A 19,493-nucleotide genomic window follows, 5' to 3' on the forward strand; every position below is an offset into this window, starting at 1 on the left:
GCCTAGGGTGGCAGACATGACGCACCCGACACGCGGAGTTCTGGTCACCGGCGCCTCCCGGGGGGTGGGGGCCGCGACGGCGCGGGCGTTCGCCGCACGGGGTGACCGGGTGGTGGTGCACTACCGGGGGGCGGCCTCGCTGGCGCAGTCGGTGCTGGAGAGCCTGCCGGGTGAGGGCCACGAGCTCGTCCAGGCGGACCTGGCGCAGCCCCAGGAGACGAGGGAGCTGGCCCAGCGGGCGGTGGCCGCGCTCGGTCGGGTGGACGTGCTGGTCAACAACGCGGCGTTGTTCCTCGACCCCTCGGGTGGCGGAAGGCGCCGGGGGGACCACCGCGTGACCGACGTCGACTACGACCAGTGGGTGCGCGCGTGGCAGACGACGCTGGCCACCAACCTGATGGGCCCGGCCAACCTGACCTGGTGCGTCGCGCGCCACATGCTCGAGGTGCCGCCGGCCGAGGGGCTGCCCACCGGACGGGTGGTCAACGTGGGGTCCCGCGGTGCCTACCGCGGAGAGCCGGACGTGCCGGCATACGGTGCGAGCAAGGCGGGCCTGCATGCCTTCGGACAGTCGATGGCCGTGGCCCTCGCGCCGCACGGGGTCGGCGTGGTGTCCCTGGCGCCCGGGTTCATCGCCACCGACATGGCGGCGCGCCTGCTCGACAGCCCCGAGGGCGCGACGATCCGCGCCCAGAGCCCGTTCGGGCGGGTCGCCACGCCCGAGGAGGTGGCCGACGCCCTGGTCACCCTCGCCGAGCCGAGCGCGGAGTGGGTCTCCGGCGCGGTGGTGGACTTCAACGGGGCCAGCCACCTGCGCTGAGCGTGCCGTCGGACGGGCACATCGACCGGCTCACCCGGACGGTGCGGCCACGCAGCCCGGTGGTGCCCGTTCGCTAACACGCCCGCCGCGCCTGGGGGACTCCCCTCCCGTGCGGGTCAGCGCAGACGACGGACGTAGCCTGCGACCGCCCGGGCCTCCTTGAGCCGCTGCTCCCACGTGATGCCCACGCCGATGAGCACCGCGCCGGCCATCCCGATGAGGGCCCAGCGCGGCACCGCCTCCGCGACCGGCGTCGCCAGCCGCAGCACGAGCAGTGCGCCGACCACGGCTGCGTGGACCACCGGCGCGGCCCAGTGCAGACGCAGCCCGGCGGCGAGCAGCCCCAGGCAGGCGGTGCCCAGCAGCAGCGAGCGCAGGGAGACCGGGTCGTCCAGCGCCCAGACCAGGCTCGGCACGAGGGCCAGCAGCAGCCCGGGCGAGAGAGCACGCAGGGTGCCGGTGTCCGCGTGGCGGCGCAGGTGGGCCACCCCCACCACGACCAGCGCCAGGGCAGCGGGCAGGCTGTAGGCCTCGACGGTGTCGACGCCGACGTCTGCCAGACGCACCCAGCTGGCCGCGGCGAGCAGCACACCGCCGAGCCAGCCGACCGGCCGACGGTCCGCGCGCGTCAGCGCGACGGCCGAGGCGGTGGCACCGGTGACCGTGAGGTAGACCGCCGCCCAGGTGGCCTCGTCGGCGCTCCCGGCCTCCGTCACCGCGGCCAGCGAGACCGCCGCGGCCGCGAACAGGACACCGGCCTCGAGGCCCACCCCGGTCCACGCCGGGCCCGCCGCGCGCACGGGCGCCCCGACATACGGCATGAGGAGCACGAGGCCGGCCAGCACCAGCAGGGCGGCCAGGGCGGTCCACTGCTGCGAGACGTCGAGCAGCGCTCCGCCCGTCCACACCAGGGCCGCGGCCAGGACCGCCAGGGCGGCACCCGCCCCGGCTGCACCGACCCCCGCCGGACCACGCAGGTGCACCGCGAGCGCGGCCGGCAGGCTCACCGCGACCGCGACCAGCGTGAGGCCCTCGGAGTGCAGCGAGACCAGCAGCCCGAGCGCGAGGGCCGCCACCGCCAGCAGGAGCGGGACGGACGATCCGGTGAGCACGGCCCGGCCGGCCAGCACGCCACCGGTCAGCAGGAGCAGGAGCAGCGGCAGCCACAACGGCACGGTGTAGGCGGTGAGCCCGAGCACCACCGTGGCCGCCGCCACCGCGACGAGCACGTCGGGGTGGGCCAGCGGCCGCAGCACCTCGTGCGCCCACCTGGCGGAGCGGGCGAGGGCGACGAGCCCGGCCACGGTGGCGACGACGACCAGCGGCAGGGTCCAGGCGGCCGGCTCGAGGTCGGAGACCGGTGCCGGGGGGTCCAGGACCGTGCCGACCGACCCACCCCAGACCGTGTCGCCGGCGGTCATGAGACGCGCGGTCGCATCGGCGGACAGGTCGAGGACGACCAGGAGCATCCACAGCGTGAGCAGCACGACGGGGGCCGCCACGCCGGGTCGCGCACGGGGTGGGAGGACCCCGACGAGGCCGGAGAGCACCACGAGCAGCCCCGCCCCCGCCAGGGTGGCGAGCGTGGCCGGCTCGTCACTGGTGGGCACGAGGACGACCGCGGCGAGGACGACGCCGGCCAGGGCGAAGGCAGACCGGCGCAGCACCTCGGGGAGGCCGCGGACCAGACCCAGGGTGAGGAGGAGCGCGGCCGAGACCAGCAGCGGCCACACCTCGAGGTCCAGCCAGAGCTCGCGGAGGGAGGGGTGGTCCAGCGCCCGCGCCAGCGACGACACCGCCAGCAGCAGCCAGAGCACGGCCCCGGCGGCCACAGCACCGACCGCGAGCACCCGGAGCGTGGCCGCGAAGGCCGCCCGTGCCACCAGCCAGGTGCCGACGACCGCGACGGTCGCGCCCACCGACCATGACAGCCCCTCGCTGGCGAGCGTGCCGGCCGCTGCCGTCGCCAGGCCGACGACGGCGACGACCTGGCCACCGACGAAGGCGCCGACCGGGCTGCGGCGCAGCACCAGGGTCGCGCCCGCCCCGGCGGCGAGGAGCACGAGGCCGAGCACCAGGAGCAGTCCGGGCGTGCCGATGTCCCCCAGCCACCCGGCGTCCCGGGCCCCGACGAGGTCGAAGGCGAGCAGGCCCAGGGTCACCACACCCAGCGACTCCACGGCCGCTCGCAGGCCGCGCCGCGCGGTCCAGGCGGTCAGCGCACCCGCGGCCAGCGTGAACCCGACCAGCGTCACCGTCCGGCCGCCCACCCCCATGGCCGACCACGTGACCGCGAGGAACACCAGGGCCGCCACGAGGAGGCAGAGGGCACCCAGGCCGAGCAGGATCGTGGGCACGGACGCGGTGCTCAGGCCCCTGCGCGCCGGGGCAGGCGCAGCCGGCGCAGCCGCTGTGCCCGCCGGGCCGGGGGCAGCGGGGGCCGCAGGGGCTCCCGGTGCCACGGGCTCGGCCGGCGGCCCGGGGGCGGCCGTGGCGGGCGCCGGGAGAGCCCCCGTCGGCGAGGCCGCCGCCGTGGCCATCTGCTCGAGCAGCCGGTCGGCGCGCGTGAGGGTGGCGAAGAGCTCGGCGCCCAGCGCCCCCTCCAGCCTGAGCCCGCACGAGGGGCACACGGCGGTGCCGGGCACGATCGGCCCATGGCAGCCCGGGCACCGCTGCGGGTCTGCATACCGGGCCATACCCCATTCACCCACCCCCGGGGCCCGGGAGACAGGGACGATGGTCCCGACGCGCCGGACAGGGATACCCCTATGGGTATGTAGAATGCGCGTCGTGGACACCTGGACCGCCCTGACCCGATGGAGCGCGCGCCGCTGGCTGACCGCAGCCGCCGGTGCCGTCGTCACCGTGCTGGTGATCGCCGTGCCGACCGCCATGATCCCCACCCCGGTCTTCGGCCGGGAGATCGGGGTGACCTGGTGGTCGTGGCCGGTGCTGCTGGTCACCGCCGTGCTCTCCGGTCTGCTGCTCGCCACCTACGTGCGCGAGGCCGGGCAGACAGAGACCACCGCGTCGCGCCGGGGCGCCCTGGGCGGGCTGCTCACCTTCTTCGCCGTCGGATGTCCGGTCTGCAACAAGCTCGCGCTCGTCCTGCTGGGGTATGCCGGTGCGATGCAGTGGTTCGCGCCGGTGCAGCCGGTCCTGGGGGTGGCGGCGGTCGGCCTGCTGGTCTGGGCCCTGCGCGCCCGGCTGGCCGGCGAGGTCGCCTGTCCCGTGCCTGCTGCCTGAGCGCCCCTCAGCCGCGCCAGCGGAAGCCGACCTGCTGCCCCGGCTGGAGCTGGGCGGCCCGGTCGACGTCGGAGGGGACGACGACCCCGATGACGGGGTAGCCCCCGGTCACCGGGTGGTCGCTGAGGAAGAGCACCGGCAGCCCGCCGGCGGGCACCTGCAGGCACCCGCGCACCATCCCTTCGCTCGGCAGCTCGGTGCCCTCCCACCGCTGTGCCCGGGCCAGCGGCTCGCCCTCGAGCCGCACCCCGACCCGGTCGCTGCGGGAGGACACCTGCCAGGTCTGTGCCGCCAGGGCATCGGGGCGCGCGAACCACGCGTGCCGCGGGCCGGTCCGCACCTCGAGCACGACACGGTCGGCCGTGGGCGGGGGCACCGGGGCGACGTCGACGTTGGGGAAGGGCCCGCGGTAGCCGAGCACCCTCAGCACGTCCCCCGCCCGCACCGGGGCCGGGCCCAGCCCGGCCAGCGTGTCGGTCGACCGTGACCCGAGCACCTCCGGCACGGCCAGCCCGCCGCGCACCGTGAGATAGGTGCGCAGGCCGGCGGCCGGCACCCCGAGGCGGAGCACCTGGCCCGCGCGCAGGTGCAGCGGGGCCGCGTGCGGCACCGGCCGGTCGTCGACCAGCGCGGGTGCCGCGGCACCGGTGAGCGCCACGGTGAGGTCGCCGCCCCGGACGCGTGCCACCAGGCTGCCCAGCACGACCTCCAGGGCGGCCAGCCCCTCGTCGTGCGCGACGAGCCGGGCACCGAGCCGGTATGCGGTGAGGTCGGCGGCGCCGGAGCGGCCCACCCCGATCGCGGCCACCCCGCGCCGGCCGAGGTCCTGCACCAGCGTGAGCGGCCCGGGGTCGAGGACCTCCAGGGCGGCGCTCACGGCTCCTCCACGAAGCGGACGGCACGACCGGGGCGCAGCAGCGCCGGCGGCGAGCGGTCCAGGTCCCACAGCACCATCTCGGTGGAGCCGATGAGCTGCCAGCCGCCCGGGGAGGACCGCGGGTAGACGGCGCTGAACTCCCCGGCGAGCGCCACCGAGCCGGCCGGGACGGTGCTCCGCGGCGCCGGGTGGCGCGGCACCCGCAGCCGGGGGTCGCCGTCCACGAGGTAGCCGAAGCCCGGCGCGAAGCCGCAGAAGGCGACCCGCCAGGTGCTGCCCGTGTGCGCGCGGACGACCTCCCGCTCGGTCAGGCCGACGAGCCGGGCGACCTCGGCCAGGTCGGACCCGCCGTAGGCCACCGCGATCTCCACCCGGTCCTCGTCGTCGTCGGCACCCGGCACGGCGGGGGTGCGCGCGGCGACCGACTCGACCGCCGTGGCGAGCGCGCCCAGGTCGGTGCCGGTCGCGGCGTGCAGGAGCACCGTCCGGGCGGCCGGCACCAGGTCCACCACAGCGCCGAAGGGGCCCTCCTCGGCCTCCACCAGCGCGCGCAGCACTGCGGCGAGCGCCATGACCTGGGCCGTGTCGGCGACCTCGACGAGCAGTGCCTCCTCTCCCATGGGGAGCACCCGCAGGTCGATCCGGGAGGTCATCGCCGGCTCACGGGTGCACGAAGGAGCTGATCCGGATGCCGGCCTCGGTGAGGGCCGCACGCACCGCCCGCGCCATCTCGACCGCCCCCGGGGAGTCGCCGTGGGTGCAGATCGACTCGGCCTGCACCCTGACCTCCGTGCCGTCGACCGCCGTGACGACACCCTCCACGGCCAGCCGCACCATCCGGGCGGCCACGTCCCGCGGGTCGTCCAGGATCGCGCCGGGCTCGCCGCGCGGCACCAGCCGCCCCTGCGGGGTGTAGCCGCGGTCGGCGAAGGCCTCGGTCACCGTGGCCAGCCCGGCCTCGCGGGCCACCTCGAGGATGGTGGCCCCCGGCAGCCCCATCACCGTGAGCGAGCGGTCGTAGGAGACGACCGCCTCGACGACGGCGCGGGCGTGCCCTTCGTCGTCGGTGACGGCGTGGTAGAGCGCGCCGTGCGGCTTGACGTAGGCGACCCGGGTGCCGGCCACCCGGCACATCGCGTCGAGCGCGCCGAGCTGGTAGAGCACGTCGGCGGTGAGCTCGGGCAGGTCCATCGCGATGAACCGCCGGCCGAAGCCGGCCAGGTCGCGGTAGCCCACCTGGGCGCCGACGACGACGCCGCGCTCGGCCGCGAGCGCGCACGTGCGCTGCAACGTCAGCGCGTCGCCGGCATGGAAGCCGCAGGCCACGTTGGCGCTGGTGACGACCTCGAGCATCGCCGCGTCGTCACCCACGGTCCACGCGCCGAACGACTCCCCGAGGTCGGAGTTGAGGTCGATGCGCGTCATGCCTCCACGATCCCACTCCTCGGCGCGCGGACCCAGCCGGTCAGCCCGGGTAGGACACGCCGGTCAGCTCCTCCGAACGCTGCCACAGGTCGCGGGCGGCCTCGGGGTCGTAGGAGACCTCGCTGGAGGAGACGACGACCGGGCGCCCCCGCTGCTGGTTGAGCCGGTCGGGCCCGAAGTACTGCCCGCCCAGGGCCCCCGGGTCGGTGGCGGCGCGCAGCGTGGGCAGCGCCCCGTCGTCGGCGCTCTGGGTGAGCCTGCGGAACACCGGCTGCAGCCGCCGCAGGCGCGCGGGGAAGAGGTGGTCGGACAGGCCCGTGCCGGCAGTGCCCGGGTGTGCCGCCAGGGCCAGGGCACGGGAGCCACGGGCCGCCAGCCGTCGCTGCAGCTCGTAGGTGAAGAGCAGGTTGGCCAGCTTGGAGGTGCCGTAGGCCCGCACCTTCCGGTACCCCTCCCCGGGTGCCTCGTGGGCGGCCGGGTCCAGGGTGCCGACCCGGTGGGCCTGGCTGCTGACGGTGACCACCCGTCCTGCCGGCGCGGCGGTGACGAGGTCGACGAGGTGCCCGGTGAGCGCGAAGTGGCCCAGGTGGTTGGTGCCGAACTGGCGCTCGAAGCCGTCGCGGGTGACCCCGGGCGGCACCATCATGATGCCGGCGTTGTTGACCAGCAGGTCCAGACGGGTATGCCGGGCGCTCACCTCCTTGGCATGCAGCCGGACGGACTCCAGGTCGGCCAGGTCCAGCGGAAGCACCTCGGCGGTGCCGCGCTGCGGGCCCAGGCCCGCCACGGCGGCCTCGCCGCGCTCGACACTGCGGCTGGCCACGACCACGTGGGCACCCCGGGCGAGCAGCTGCCGCACGGTCGCCAGCCCCAGGCCCGCGTTGCCCCCGGTGACCAGGGCCACCACGCCGGTGAGGTCGGGCATGTCCTCCAGCGACCAGCGCCGCGCCATCAGGAGGCCTGCTCGAGAGTCGGGTAGTCGATGTAGCCCTCGGCCCCGCCACCGTAGAAGGTTGCCTGGTCGGGCTCGTTGAGCTCAGCGCCCTGCTCCCACCGGACCGGCAGGTCGGGGTTGGCCAGGAACGGGCGGCCCACGACGACGGCGTCGCACAGACCGGTCTCGAGCAGGCTGTTGACCTTGGACAGCGAGGTGACCTCGCCGAAGCCGTCGTTCAGCATCACCGGTCCGCCGAAGCGGTAGCGCAGGTGGCTGACGATGTCGTTGTGCGGGTGGGCCAGCATGCTGAGGTAGGCGATGCCCAGCGGGGTGATGGCGTCCACCAGGGCGGAGTAGGTGTCGTCCAGGTCCTCCCCGAAGCTCTCGCCGATGCCGTTGAAGGCGTGTGCCGGGGAGATCCGGAGCCCGACGCGCTCGGCGCCGATGGCCTCCGACACCGCGGTCACCACGTCGACCGCCAGCTGGGCGCGGGCCTGCGGGGAGCCGCCGTACTCGTCCTCACGACGGTTGACGGTGGAGTCCAGGAACTGGTGCAGCAGGTAGCCGTTGGCCGCGTGCACCTCGACGCCGTCCAGGCCCGCGGCGACCGCGTTGCGGGCGGCCGTGACGTACTCCTGCACCACACCGGGCACCTCGTGGGTGTCCAGGGCACGGGGGGTGGGGTGGGGCTTGGGTCCCTCGGCGGTCACCATCTCCCCCGGGGCGGCGACGGCGGAGGCGGAGACGCTCTCCAGCCCGTCCTTGTTGTCGGGGTGCGCGATGCGGCCGCAGTGCATGAGCTGGGCGACGATCGTGCCCCCGGCCGCGTGCACCTTCTCGGCCACCAGACGCCAGCCCTCGACCTGCTCGTCGGTGTAGAGGCCGGGCACGTTCAGGTAGCCCTGGCCCACGGCGCTCGGGGCGGTGCCCTCGGTGACGATGAGCCCGGCGCCGGCACGCTGGGCGTAGTAGGTGGCGTTGAGCTCGGTCGGGGCGTTGCCCGCACCGGCACGGTTGCGGGTCAGGGGGGCCATGACGAACGACTGGGGAAGGTCCCAGGAGCCGATGCGGACAGGTGCGAATGCGCGGGACACGATGTGTCGAGCCTCTCGGTCGGGGACGTGCGGGACTAGGGCTGCCAACACCGTCCCTACCGGCCGGTATTCCCTGAGCCGCAGGTCAGACGCTCATCGGGTCGTCGACCAGCCGGTGGTAGCCGTAGGCGAGGCTGGTCGCGACGGTCAGCCACAGGGCATACGGCACGAGGATCGCGCCGGCCAGCGAGATGATCTGCCAGGCCACGAACACCAGGCCCCAGGCCAGCACCGTGGCCACCGTCAGAGCGATGGCGGCGACCAGCAGCCGGTGCGGCGGCACGTAGAAGAAGAACGCCCACAGCAGCGCGAACGCGGTCGAGCTCAGCAGCACGTTGAGGAAGGCCAGCGACTGCTCCGGCGGGCTGTAGACCCCGATGGCGTAGCTCGCCAGGCCCAGGGCCAGGAAGTTGAGCGGCCACATCACCCCGAACATCCAGTCCGGCGGCTGCCACGCGGGCCTGGGGAGGCGGTCGTACCACCCCGGTGCGCGCGAGGTGAGGAAGGCCGACAGCCCGGCATACACGACCACCACCGCGATGCAGCTGGCGGTGATCAGGATCTGCGCGTTCATCGGTCCCCCTGTGTCATGCCCCCAGTATCGCGGACCGGACGGTGAGGCAGGACCGTGTGACGACTTTGCGCAACCTTGACCGGATCTTGACCGACACCTCGCCCCACACGACCGCGATCCCCCCTAGGGTGGCGTGGGTCACATCCCCTGCAGAAGGATTCCTGTTATGCAGCAGTCCCCCGTCTCGCGCCGCACCCTCGTCGGGTGGGGCGCCCTCGCCGCCCTGGCCGCCCCCCTCGCCGGTGCCGGCGTGGCGCACGCCGACCCCACCTTCCCCGACACCGGGGAGAGCACGCCCCTCAACGCCATCCGCAGCTACGGCGACATGGTCGCCGAGCTCGACAAGCTCTCCCGCAGCAGCCGCTACCCCGTCACCGTCACGACCCTGTCGCAGCTCGGCACCCAGGAGGCCTACTCCGAGCAGGGCCGCGAGCTCTACGTCGCCACGGTCGGCTCCGGCGCCACGGCCGTCTGGGTGCAGGGACGCATCCACGGCAACGAGCCCTACGGCCTCGAGTCGATCCTCAGCATGCTCAGGACGCTGGGCAGCAACGGCTCCCGCGAGATGCGGCAGATCCGCGAGGAGTTCACGGTCCACTTCATCCCGATCTACAACCCCGACGGCTCCGAGGCCAACATCCGGGAGACGATCCTGTGGGACCGCGAGACCGACCAGCCGCGGCTGGTGGACGGCCGCGAGCGGCGCGTCGACCTCAACCGTGACTGGGCGCCCGACGCGTTCGTCGCCCGCGAGTCGCTGGCGTGGTACGAGTACTGGACCAGGGTCAAGCCGGAGTTCGCCCTCGACATCCACCACCAGGGCCTCAAGCGCAACCGGGACACCGGCGAGCCGGTCACGTTCTCGCTCGGCATCTCCCTGGCGCCCGGCGGTCCGACCCTGCCGGGCCTGGAGGGCGGGGAGTACGACGTGCTCACGCGCCAGATGCAGAGCCACGTGTGGCTGGAGACCAAGGACCGTGGCTTCATCGGCATCGACAAGTACGACGTCGGCGAGGGCACGGTCATCGACATCCGCGGTGGCGTCGTCTCCGCGATGATGCTGGGGCTCGACTACGACGGGCTCAACCCGACGGGGCACAGCAACGCCGCGGTGTTCTTCGAGACCTCGGGCAACACCCGGGACGGCAGCATCGGCCAGAAGGGCCGCGGCAAGTTCGTCCAGCAGAACATCCTGGGCATCACCGCCTGGCTGGGCGGCCTGGCCGACGGCAGCGTCCAGGACCTCGACCCGACGATCTGGGACGACCAGATCCCCGGCACCGAGGTGCTGCGCTACCTCACCGACTGGGGCGGCGTCATCCCCGCCTGACCAGCAGGCTCGTATGCCGTGGGCGCGGGGTCGAGGGATCGCGCCCACGGCATACGTCTGCCCTCGCAGGCACCCGCCACCTGGCCTGTCCCACAGCCGATGTGCAAGGAGGCGGTCAGGGTTGGCCCAATTCTTGGCAAGAACCCTGGCCCTGCCCGGCCCAGGCTCCTAGCGTGCCGTCATGAACCTTTCTCGACGCAGCCTCGTCGCGGTCCTCGCGGCCGCCCCGATCGCACTCACCCCCGTTGCCGGCACCGCCGTCGGCAACGGGCCGGAGTGGGACGGCAAGGGCAACATCACGACCGCCCACCTGTCCACCTACGAGGACCTGGCCTCCTTCCTGCAGAAGCAGGACGCCCGCCAGGACGCCATGGACCTGACCGTCATCGGACAGTCGGTCAAGGGGCGCGACCTCTACCTCGCGTCCTGGGTGAGCGACCCGGACAACCCGACGATCCTCTACCTGACCCAGCAGCACGGCAACGAGCAGCTCACCACCGAGGGCGCGATGGAGTTCATCAAGCACCTCGGCACCGGCCGCGGCCAGGACGTGCTCGACGGCGTCAACATCCTCGTCGTCCCCATGCTCAACCCGGACGGCGCCATGGGTGACGTCGACTTCTCGCTCGACAACTACATCGCCCACGGCGACCGGCACCTGACCCGCTTCAACGCGGTGGGCGCCGACCTCAACCGCGACCACGTGAACCGGCTCCAGCCGGAGACCGCGGCGCTGCACGACAACGTGCTCGCCGCCTACGACGTCGACTACATGATCGACCTGCACCACCAGGGCGCCTACAGCGCCATCGACGACGAGTGGGTCTCCGGGTCGATCCTCTACCCCACGACCGCCAACGCCGACCCTGAGGTCGTCGAGCGCTCCAAGCAGCTCGGCGCGGTCGTCTACGACGCGGTCGACTCCACCGGCTGGGGCCTGCTCGGCAAGTACAACGGCGGGTCGGCGGAGACGATCAGCCGCAACGGTCTCGCCGTGGAGTACGGCATCGCCACCCTCCTGTTCGAGATGCGAGGGATGGCGGACCACTACAGCCCGACCGCGGTCCTGGGAGCCCGCAGCAGCGGCTACCTCATCCGCCAGACGGTGATCACCCTGGAGGCCACCGCACGGGCCATCGCCGACGGGTCGGTCGACACGGTGGACACCTCCTTCTGGGACACCCTGCCGACGCAGTACTACTACAACCCCGACGAGTGACCGGCTGACCTCGGCCCCGCGCCGGCGAAGACCCCCGCCACCCCGTCCGGTGACGGGGGTCTTCGCCGCCCTGGTGTGGTTGGCTAGGACGGCATGGGCGAGGTGCCCGAGGTCCGGTTCGCGCAGGCGAGCGGGTCGTCCGTGGCCTACACGGTCTACGGCGACGGCCCGGTCACCATCTGCGGGGTGCCGCCGATGGCTCAGAACGTCGAGCTGGCCTGGGAGTCGCCGGTCATGCGGCGAATGTTCGAGCGGTATGCCGCGTTCTCGCGCCAGGTCGTCTTCGACAAGCGGGGCACCGGGCTCTCGGACCGCTCGCTCGACATCCCCGGCCTCGACGAGCGGGTCGACGAGCTACTGGCCGTCATGGACGCCGCCGGGGTCCAGCGGGCCTTCGTGCACGGCGTCTCCGAGGGCGGCCCGATGGCCATCATGTTCGCCGCGACCTACCCCGAGCGGGTCGAGGGCCTCGTCCTCGAGGGCACGGCAGCGTCCCTGCTGTCGTCGGAGCAGCGCCGGGCTCGCAGCACCCGCGAGGGCATGGCGGCGGCTCGCGAGCGCTGGCGGGCATTCGTCGAGACCTGGGGCACACCGCAGTCGCGCAGCGTGGCCCACTTCGGCCCCTCCTTGCTCACCGACCCCGAGTTCTGTGCCTGGTGGCCGCACTACGAGCGGCACAGCGCCAGCCGCGACGCGCTGATCGACCTCTTCCGGACCAACGGCGACATGGACGCCCGCGAGGTGGTGGGTCGCGTCGAGGCGCCGGTGCTCATCGTCCACCGCACCGACGACCCCGTCATACCTCTCGCGCGGGCACGGGAGACGTACGCGCTCTTCAGGCGGGCCCGCGCTGATGTGCGGATCGAGGAGCTGCCCGGGCAGGACCACTGGACCTTCGCAGGTGACCTGGACGCGCTCTGTGACGCTGTGGAGCGATTCACCACGGGGAGGGTTCAGGCACGTGTCTCTCCCCCCAGCACGCGCGGAGAGCGCCCGCGGCATGCCGTCAGGGTCGTGGCCATGGGCCGGTTCGAGGTCGTCGTGGACGGGCAGGCGGTGCCGCTCGGCTCCTGGGGGTCCCGGCGGGCTCGCACACTGCTCAAGCGTCTCATCGTCGCCCGCGGCTGGCCCGTGCCACGGGAGGAGCTGCTCCACACGTTGTGGCCCGATGAGCAGTCTGGTCGTCTCGGCGCCAGGCTCTCGGTGCAGCTGTCCGCCGCTCGACGCGTGCTGCACGGCGCTGTCGTCGCCGACCGGTCGACGGTGCGCCTGGACCTGGAGTCGCTCGAGATCGACGTGGAGGAGTGGTTCGGGCTCAGCGACGACAGGCAGGTCGTGGAGTCCTACGCAGAGCTCCTCCCCGAGGACCGCTACGAGGACTGGACCCGGCCCCTGCGGGAAGAGATGCGCGACCGGTTCGTCACGGTTGCGCGACGTGTAGCCGAGCAGACCACGGCAGCGGCGGAAGCTGCGGTCCTGCTCCGAAGGGTGCTTGAGCTGGACCCCTATGACGAGCACGCGCACCGGCTCCTCGTCCTGCGGCTGCGTGCGGACGGTCGGCACGGAGAGGCGGCCGTCGCACAGGAGCGCTACGACGCGGCGATGGCTGAGCTGGAGGCCTGAGCCCGTCCGAGGGTGGGACCGAAAGGTTCTCTGAAGGGTGTCGTCGCAGAGTGCCGTCATGAGCATCAGAGCCAGCCAGTCAGAGCACGCCAGCAAGTGCAGGAACCAGCCCCCGGTCAGCTCCAGTGACGACGACCTCAGCCGCTTCCAGCACCTTCCCGAGGGAGCCGGGGTGCACCGAGCGTTCCTCAACCACCTCGCAACGGTCAAGGTCGAGCCCGGCGACTCGGCCTCCGGGCTCGGGGCCGTGGAGTTCCTCGCTCCGAGGGGCTTCGGGCCTCCGCTGCATGTGCACCGCGAGGAGGACGAGCTCTTCTACGTCATCGACGGGTCCGTCCGCTTCCAGCTCGACGGCAAGGTCGTGAACGGTGAGGCCGGCGCCGTGCTCGCCTTGCCATGCCGGGTGGCCCACACCTTCCAGGTCGAGTCGACCACGGCGCGCTTCCTGACCGTGGTGGCGGGCCGCCGCAGCGCACCGAGCTTCATCGAGCTCGTCGGCCATCTCGGTCTCGAGATGGCCGAGGCTCGGCTACCCGAGCCCGTCGAGATCCACCCCGGCCAGGTCGCCGACGCCTGCAGCCGGCACGGGATCGACGTCCTCGGTCCGCCTCCTGCACGCCAGGAGCCGGCCTCGCGCTGAGGAGCTGCCTCGACCCCCTCCCCCCGACGACATACCCACCCACCGGTCGCGTGGACGACCGGACACACAAAGGAGTCACAGAATGGCAACGACTGGCCCATCCCTCCGTACCCGCCCCCGGACCGTCGCAGCACTGTGCGCGCTCGTCCTCGCCGCCGGTACACCCGTGGCCACCGCCTCCCCGGACGACAGGAAAGACGCCCACGACCGTGCCGTACTGGCGCAGGTCCGGGCATCGACCGCGAAGTACCATGACCTCGACGCGGCGGTCTCCGATGGCTACCGGCTCTCCTCCCCGTGCGTGCCGCACATGGGTTACCACTACCAGCGTGGTGTCGCCGCCACCGCCGGGGACCTGGATGCCAGCTCCCCGGAGATCCTGGTCTACGCACCGCGCGCGGACGGCACTCTGCGGCTGGTGGCCGTCGAGTACGCCACCTGGGACGCGTCGGCCACACTCCTCGGCCGCGGCTTCGACGCCCCCCACTCAGGCGGGCCTCCGTTCCACACGCTGCACGCGTGGGTCTGGCAGGGCAACCCCGACGGGATGTTCGAGCCGGTGAACCCCAACGTCAGATGCGACTGACCGGACGGGCTGCCGGAACGAGAGCTCAGAAGCCGCGCAGCTCGGCAAACTCCTCGACGGGCGCGCGCTCGGTGCGCAGCCGGTTGACCTCGTGCTCGTCGGCGTGGCCGAGGGCCATGCCGCAGTAGACCGTGTGGTGCTCGTCCAGCCCGAAGTGCTCGGCGAGCGGCGCCCGGACCACACCCCAGAACTCCTGGAAGCAGGTGGCCAGGCCGCGCTCGGTGGCCGCCAGGGCCAGCGACTGCATGAACATCCCCAGGTGCGCCCACTGTCCGTGCCCCAGCCGCCGGTCGACCACGAAGAAGACGCCGACCGGGGCGCCGAAGAACTCGAAGTTGCGCGCGACGTGGGCGAGACGGCCCGGCTTGTCCTCCCGCGGGATGCCCAGCACGGCATACATCTGCTCACCCATGGCGAAGCGGCGGGTGCGGTAGGGCTCGTGCAACGGGGAGGGGTAGACGGGGAACTCCTCGCCACCCCCGTCACGGCCCTCCGCCTGGGTCTGCCGGGCGAGGTCCACGACCGCCTGCCGCTCCTCGCCGGCGACGACGACCACCCGCCAGGGCTGCAGGTTGCCGCCGGAGGGTGACCACCGGGCCACCTCGAGCAGCTCGCGGACGGTCTGCTCGTCGACGGGGTCGGGCCGGAACCGGCGGGTCGAGACGCGCTGCTGCAGGGCCGTCGTGACATCCATGGTGGCGAGCATAGGCAGACACGTGACCTTCGACCCTGGCCAGGGCCCTCGGGCGAGGTAGCGTCACGACCATGACCGCACCCACCGCCGACACCGGCATGCTCGTCCTCAACCGTGCCGACCTGGAGGGGATGGGGGTGACCTGGCCGGAGATCATCGACGTGCTGGACGACGCCTTCGTCCAGAAGTCGCAGGGGCAGGTGCAGAACCCGCCCAAGCCCAAGGTGGCCCCCCGCTCCGACGCCTTCATCAACGCCATGCCCGCCTACCTGGGCGGGTCCGACCGCGCCGGCATCAAGTGGGTCGCGGGCTACGAGCAGAACCGCACCAAGGGGCTTCCCTACATCTACGGCGTGCTGGTGATGACCGACGCCGAGACCGGCCGGCCGATCGCCCTCGTCGACGGCGGCTGGGTCACCGAGAAGCGCACCGCGGCCGCGTCCGGTGTCACGATGCGGCACGTGCAGGAGGAGCCGCGGACGCTGGCCGTCATCGGCTGCGGGGTGCAGGGCCGGGCCCACCTGGACATCGCGGTCCACAGCTACCCGGGCCTGGAGCAGGTGCGCGTCTACGACCACACCCTCAGCAAGGCCGAGGCGATGGCCGACCTCGCCGGCGGACGTGAGCTCTACACGGCGACCTCGGAGGTCGACGCCCTCGCCGGCGCCGACCTGGTGATCACCACCGTGACCCGGCCGATGGACCCCAAGCTCGACTGCGCCGGCACGTCCGAGGACGCGCTGGTCCTCCCGGTCGACTACGACGACGCGATCGCCACCTCCGTCTTCAACGACGCGTCCTTCTTCGCGGTCGACGACCTCGGGCAGTACTCCGCGGTCGGTGCGAAGTCGAGCCACTTCGCCGGCTTCCGGGAGCCGGACGCCGAGCTGGCCGCCATCGTGGCCGGCCACGTCGAGGTCCCCGCCGAGGGTCGTCGCGTCATCATGAACATGGGCATCGCCACCGAGGACGTCGCATTGGGCGGGCTGCTCTACGACCGGGCCGTCGCCCAGGGTGTCGGCCGCTGGATCGACTTCCCCTGACGGCTTGGGCAGCGGTCGGGAGCCACCGGCGTCAGTTGAGCCACATCGGCTTGTCGGCCTCGTAGCCCACGACGTTGAACGAGCTCGCCAGGGTGAGCTCTCGGCGCAGCAGCCCCAGGCCGAGCCGCAGCCTGGCCTCGGTGTCCGGGCTGGCCAGCAGCGACTGGCGGTCGTGCAGGTCGAGGGTGACGGCCTGGGGCAGCCAGTAGGCCAGCTGCCGGTCGTCGTCGGGGACCTCCGGGTCCTCCCCACCGACCGTGGCGGCATACGTGGCCACCGCCGAGCGGAGCAGGTCGGCCAGCCGCCCGACCTGGCCGGGGTCACCCTCCGGCTCGCCCAGGTGCGTGACCGTGCCGGTGAGGTACGGCGTGCCTGCTGCCTCGTCGAGGCCGTTGAGCATGAAGCGCGAGGTGCCCTCCGACACGGTGAGCAGCCGGTCCCCGGGCAGCACCGCGACGCGCTGCAGGCGGGCCACACAGCCCACGGAGTGCAGCGCCCGGGCCCCCTCGCTGCCGACCTCGTAGCCCTCCTTGATAGCCACCACGCCGAACACCGGGTCGCGCTCCCCCTGCCACTCGATGAGCTCGTGGAACAGGTCGAAGTAGCGCTCCTCGAACACCTGCAGCGGCAGCAGCGACCCCGGCATGAGGGCGGTGCCCAGCGGGAAGAGCGGCAACGTGGCCATGCTCCAGCGTACGGCGGCAGGACCGACCTGGCCCCACCCCCTCGGGTGGCACGGGCAGGCTTGACCCGTGCACACCGCCCCACGAGGATCGCGAGCCATGGACCGAGCCATGGACAGGGACGGCAGGACGCGCCTCGCCGCCCGCAACAACGCCCACTGGTGCCACGTGCTGTGCCGCACCCACGGGCTGCAGGGCCGCTACGAGCCCGGCCTGTGGAGCTGCCCGGAGCGCACCCCGCCCTCCTACCCTGACGCCGTCACCCTCGACGTCGGGCAGCGCACACTACGCATCGCCGACGCGGTCGACAGCGGCCCGGGGTGGACGGTCAAGGACAGCTTCGCCGACGTCGACCTGCGCCCGGTCGGCCTGGCGGTGCTGTTCGAGGCGACCTGGGTCTGGCGCGATGCCGGGGGCCCCAGACCCCGCGCCGACGGCGACGTCCACTGGCAGCCGGTGCGGGACGTGGCCGACCTGCGGCGCTGGGAGGTCTCCTGGGACGCGGGTGGCCCGTCGGCCGGCCTGTTCCACCCCGGCCTGCTGGACGCGGCCGACGTCGTCGTGCTGGGCGGCTACGCCGACGGCGAGCCGGTCGCCGGGGCCGTCCTGAACCGGACCGGTCCGGTGCTGGGCCTGTCCCACGTCTTCGGGCACGGGCTGCCACCGGCGCAGGTGTGGGCAGGCTGTGTCGGGGCGGCGCTCGACGTGCACCCCGGGCTGCCGCTGGTCGGCTACGAGGCGGGCGCCGAGGAGCGGGCCGCCGCACGCAGCGCCGGCTTCGAGGAGCTGGGGCCGCTGCGGGTCTGGGGCTGAGACCTGCCCGCGCCGGCAGCCGCAGTCAGTCGGTGCCGAACTCCATGGCCGCCCAGTCCAGCGCCTCCTCCTCGTCCTCGGTGGGGCCGACGCCGCCGGCGATGCGCTCCGCCCCGCCGGGGGTCAGCTCGCCCACCAGCGACGTGGTGGCCAGCCCCAGGGCGGACGTGGCTGCTCCGCCGCTGCCGAGCAGGCCCATCGCCACATACTGCTCGAGCCGCGCGCGGGAGTCGGCGATGTCGAGGTTGCGCAGGGTGAGCTGGCCGATCCGGTCGGTGGGACCGAACGCCGCGTTGGTGACCCGCTCCATCGACAGCTTGTCCGGGTGGTAGGAGAAGGCGGTGCCGTCGGTGCTGACGACCGAGTAGTCCTCCCCTCGGCGCAGCCGCAGGGTCACCGCACCGGTCACCGCGGAGGCCACCCAGCGCTGCAGCGACTCACGGATCATGAGGGCCTGCGGGTCGAGCCAGCGCCCCTCGTACATGAGCCGGCCCAGCGCGCGGCCCTGCGCGTGGTAGGCGGCGATGGTGTCCTCGTTGTGGACCGCGTTGACCAGCCGCTCGTAGACGATGTGCAGCAGCGCCATGCCGGGTGCCTCGTAGATGCCGCGCGACTTGGCCTCGATGATGCGGTTCTCGATCTGGTCGCTCATCCCCAGGCCGTGCCGTCCGCCGATGGCGTTGAGCTCCATGACGAGCGCGACCGCGTCGCCGCCGAAGTCGTCGCCGTTGACCGCGACGGGACGGCCGTCGCGGAAGGAGACGGTGACGTCCTCGCTCTCGATGGCCACGTCGGGGTCCCAGAAGCGCACGCCCATGATCGGCTCGACGATCTCCATGCCGGCGTCGAGGTGCTCCAGGGCCTTGGCCTCGTGGGTCGCGCCCCAGATGTTGGCGTCCGTGGAGTAGGCCTTCTCCTTGCTGGCCCGGTAGGGCAGGTCGCGCTCGTGGAGCCACTGGCTCATCTCGTCGCGGCCGCCGAGCTCGTGCACGAAGGCCTCGTCCAGCCAGGGCTTGTAGATGCGCAGCTGTGAGTTGGCCAGCAGGCCGTAGCGGTAGAAGCGCTCGATGTCGTTGCCCTTGAAGGTGGACCCGTCGCCCCAGATGTTGACGCCGTCCTGCTTCATCGCCCGGATGAGCATGGTGCCGGTGACGGCACGGCCCAGCGGTGTGGTGTTGAAGTAGGTGCGCCCGCCGGAGCGGATGTGGAAGGCGCCGCACGCCAGGGCGACCAGGCCCTCCTCGACCAGCTCGGGCCGGCAGTCGACCAGGCGGGCCAGCTCGGCGCCGTACTCCTGGGCACGCCCGGGGATGGTGGCGATGTCGGGCTCGTCGTACTGCCCGATGTCGGCGGTGTACGTGCAGGGGACGGCCCCCTTCTCACGCATCCACGCGACCGCGACCGAGGTGTCGAGGCCGCCGGAGAAGGCGATGCCGACGTGCTCGCCGACAGGGATGTGGGTCAGGACCTTGGACATGCAGCAGAGTGTATGCGTTGATCGGCATACTTATGCAAATTGCGGGCGCCGCGGCCGCACGTGCCGCCGGACCCCGGACATGGGACGAAGCCCCAGGACCTGTCCTGGGGCTTCGTCCGCTGGTGCGCGAGGGGGGAGTTGAACCCCCACGCCCTTCCGGGCACACGGACCTGAACCGTGCGCGTCTGCCTATTCCGCCACTCGCGCGAGTGCCGGGAAAGATTAGCACGGTGCGCGGTGGGCACCGACATCCGTGCGGCTGCAGGGCACCGGCGCCAACCGCAGACGGCTGCCGTCCGGGCTCACGCCGCCCGGTCCGGCGGCACCCCGCCCCGACGGCGTGCGACGTGGGCAGGGGGGTGGCAGATACGATCACTAGGGGTCAGGCCGACTGCCGGGCCCCGGCGTGCCG

The 19,493-nt window shown here is 73.1% G+C and carries 19 protein-coding genes and 1 tRNA gene; 9 read left to right on the plus strand and 11 right to left on the minus strand.

Annotated elements, in window-relative coordinates:
* The first annotated feature begins 16 nt into the window (after positions 1 to 16).
* Positions 17 to 820 (plus strand): SDR family NAD(P)-dependent oxidoreductase, encoded by an 804-nt coding sequence (locus LVO85_RS08715; protein ID WP_232747037.1) that lies wholly within the window; start codon positions 17 to 19, stop codon positions 818 to 820.
* A 116-nt stretch (positions 821 to 936) separates the two neighbouring features.
* Here LVO85_RS08715 and LVO85_RS08720 read toward each other — a convergent pair whose 3' ends face one another.
* Positions 937 to 3,465, minus strand: a complete 2,529-nt coding sequence (locus tag LVO85_RS08720) for an SCO7613 C-terminal domain-containing membrane protein (RefSeq protein ID WP_232747038.1) — start codon at positions 3,463 to 3,465, stop codon at positions 937 to 939.
* A 145-nt stretch (positions 3,466 to 3,610) separates the two neighbouring features.
* Between LVO85_RS08720 and LVO85_RS08725 the strand changes: the two genes are divergently transcribed.
* On the plus strand, positions 3,611 to 4,066 hold the full coding sequence (locus tag LVO85_RS08725; RefSeq protein ID WP_232747039.1) for a hypothetical protein: 456 nt from the start codon (positions 3,611 to 3,613) through the stop codon (positions 4,064 to 4,066).
* 7 nt (positions 4,067 to 4,073) lie between these two features.
* Here LVO85_RS08725 and LVO85_RS08730 read toward each other — a convergent pair whose 3' ends face one another.
* From LVO85_RS08730 to LVO85_RS08755, 6 genes are all read right to left on the minus strand, one after another.
* Complete coding sequence (locus LVO85_RS08730) at positions 4,074 to 4,943, minus strand: 5-oxoprolinase subunit C family protein (protein WP_232747040.1); 870 nt, start codon at positions 4,941 to 4,943, stop codon at positions 4,074 to 4,076.
* Positions 4,940 to 5,596: a 5-oxoprolinase subunit B family protein gene (locus LVO85_RS08735; RefSeq protein ID WP_232747041.1), complete on the minus strand. Its 657-nt coding sequence runs from the start codon at positions 5,594 to 5,596 to the stop codon at positions 4,940 to 4,942. The genes LVO85_RS08730 and LVO85_RS08735 overlap by 4 nt, the downstream gene beginning before the upstream one ends.
* Before the next feature lie 7 nt (positions 5,597 to 5,603).
* Positions 5,604 to 6,368, minus strand: a complete 765-nt coding sequence (locus tag LVO85_RS08740) for a LamB/YcsF family protein (protein WP_232747042.1) — start codon at positions 6,366 to 6,368, stop codon at positions 5,604 to 5,606.
* A 40-nt stretch (positions 6,369 to 6,408) separates the two neighbouring features.
* A complete protein-coding gene (locus tag LVO85_RS08745) occupies positions 6,409 to 7,320 on the minus strand; it encodes an oxidoreductase (RefSeq protein ID WP_232747043.1) in 912 nt (303 codons plus the stop codon).
* Positions 7,320 to 8,339, minus strand: a complete 1,020-nt coding sequence (locus tag LVO85_RS08750; RefSeq protein WP_408637684.1) for an alkene reductase — start codon at positions 8,337 to 8,339, stop codon at positions 7,320 to 7,322. Before LVO85_RS08750 ends, LVO85_RS08745 begins: the two co-directional genes overlap by 1 nt.
* Positions 8,340 to 8,484: 145 nt before the next feature.
* Entirely contained in the window at positions 8,485 to 8,973 is a 489-nt protein-coding gene (locus LVO85_RS08755) for a TspO/MBR family protein (protein ID WP_232747045.1), read from the minus strand.
* 166 nt (positions 8,974 to 9,139) lie between these two features.
* Between LVO85_RS08755 and LVO85_RS08760 the strand changes: the two genes are divergently transcribed.
* The 5 genes from LVO85_RS08760 (at position 9,140) to LVO85_RS08780 (ending at position 14,371) form a co-directional block, all read left to right on the plus strand.
* Positions 9,140 to 10,303 (plus strand): M14 family zinc carboxypeptidase, encoded by a 1,164-nt coding sequence (locus LVO85_RS08760; protein WP_232747046.1) that lies wholly within the window; start codon positions 9,140 to 9,142, stop codon positions 10,301 to 10,303.
* 181 nt (positions 10,304 to 10,484) lie between these two features.
* Positions 10,485 to 11,522: a M14 family zinc carboxypeptidase gene (locus LVO85_RS08765; protein ID WP_232747047.1), complete on the plus strand. Its 1,038-nt coding sequence runs from the start codon at positions 10,485 to 10,487 to the stop codon at positions 11,520 to 11,522.
* A 93-nt stretch (positions 11,523 to 11,615) separates the two neighbouring features.
* Positions 11,616 to 13,145 (plus strand): alpha/beta fold hydrolase, encoded by a 1,530-nt coding sequence (locus tag LVO85_RS08770; protein ID WP_232747048.1) that lies wholly within the window; start codon positions 11,616 to 11,618, stop codon positions 13,143 to 13,145.
* Between the two features lie 58 nt (positions 13,146 to 13,203).
* Positions 13,204 to 13,785 carry a cupin domain-containing protein gene (locus LVO85_RS08775; protein WP_232747049.1) on the plus strand — a complete coding sequence of 194 codons (582 nt, stop codon included), beginning with the start codon at positions 13,204 to 13,206 and terminating at the stop codon, positions 13,783 to 13,785.
* Positions 13,786 to 13,951: 166 nt separating this feature from the next.
* Positions 13,952 to 14,371, plus strand: coding sequence for a hypothetical protein (locus tag LVO85_RS08780; protein WP_232747050.1), 420 nt, complete (start codon positions 13,952 to 13,954; stop codon positions 14,369 to 14,371).
* 25 nt (positions 14,372 to 14,396) lie between these two features.
* On the opposite strand, the gene LVO85_RS08785 is transcribed toward LVO85_RS08780, so the two are convergent.
* Positions 14,397 to 15,065, minus strand: a complete 669-nt coding sequence (locus tag LVO85_RS08785; RefSeq protein WP_232747051.1) for a nitroreductase — start codon at positions 15,063 to 15,065, stop codon at positions 14,397 to 14,399.
* A gap of 71 nt (positions 15,066 to 15,136) precedes the next feature.
* Between LVO85_RS08785 and LVO85_RS08790 the strand changes: the two genes are divergently transcribed.
* Positions 15,137 to 16,108, plus strand: coding sequence for an ornithine cyclodeaminase family protein (locus tag LVO85_RS08790; RefSeq protein WP_232747052.1), 972 nt, complete (start codon positions 15,137 to 15,139; stop codon positions 16,106 to 16,108).
* 31 nt (positions 16,109 to 16,139) lie between these two features.
* On the opposite strand, the gene LVO85_RS08795 is transcribed toward LVO85_RS08790, so the two are convergent.
* Complete coding sequence (locus LVO85_RS08795) at positions 16,140 to 16,793, minus strand: LON peptidase substrate-binding domain-containing protein (protein ID WP_232747053.1); 654 nt, start codon at positions 16,791 to 16,793, stop codon at positions 16,140 to 16,142.
* A 97-nt stretch (positions 16,794 to 16,890) separates the two neighbouring features.
* On the opposite strand from LVO85_RS08795, the gene LVO85_RS08800 reads away from it, so the two are divergent.
* A complete protein-coding gene (locus tag LVO85_RS08800; RefSeq protein ID WP_232747054.1) occupies positions 16,891 to 17,604 on the plus strand; it encodes a hypothetical protein in 714 nt (237 codons plus the stop codon).
* Between the two features lie 25 nt (positions 17,605 to 17,629).
* Here LVO85_RS08800 and argG read toward each other — a convergent pair whose 3' ends face one another.
* A complete protein-coding gene (gene argG, locus LVO85_RS08805) occupies positions 17,630 to 19,081 on the minus strand; it encodes an argininosuccinate synthase (protein WP_232747055.1) in 1,452 nt (483 codons plus the stop codon).
* A gap of 120 nt (positions 19,082 to 19,201) precedes the next feature.
* A tRNA-Leu gene (locus tag LVO85_RS08810) sits at positions 19,202 to 19,288 on the minus strand.
* Positions 19,289 to 19,493 lie beyond the last annotated feature (205 nt).

Source organism: Ornithinimicrobium sediminis, from assembly GCF_021272345.1.
Classification (GTDB): domain Bacteria; phylum Actinomycetota; class Actinomycetes; order Actinomycetales; family Dermatophilaceae; genus Ornithinicoccus; species Ornithinicoccus sediminis_B.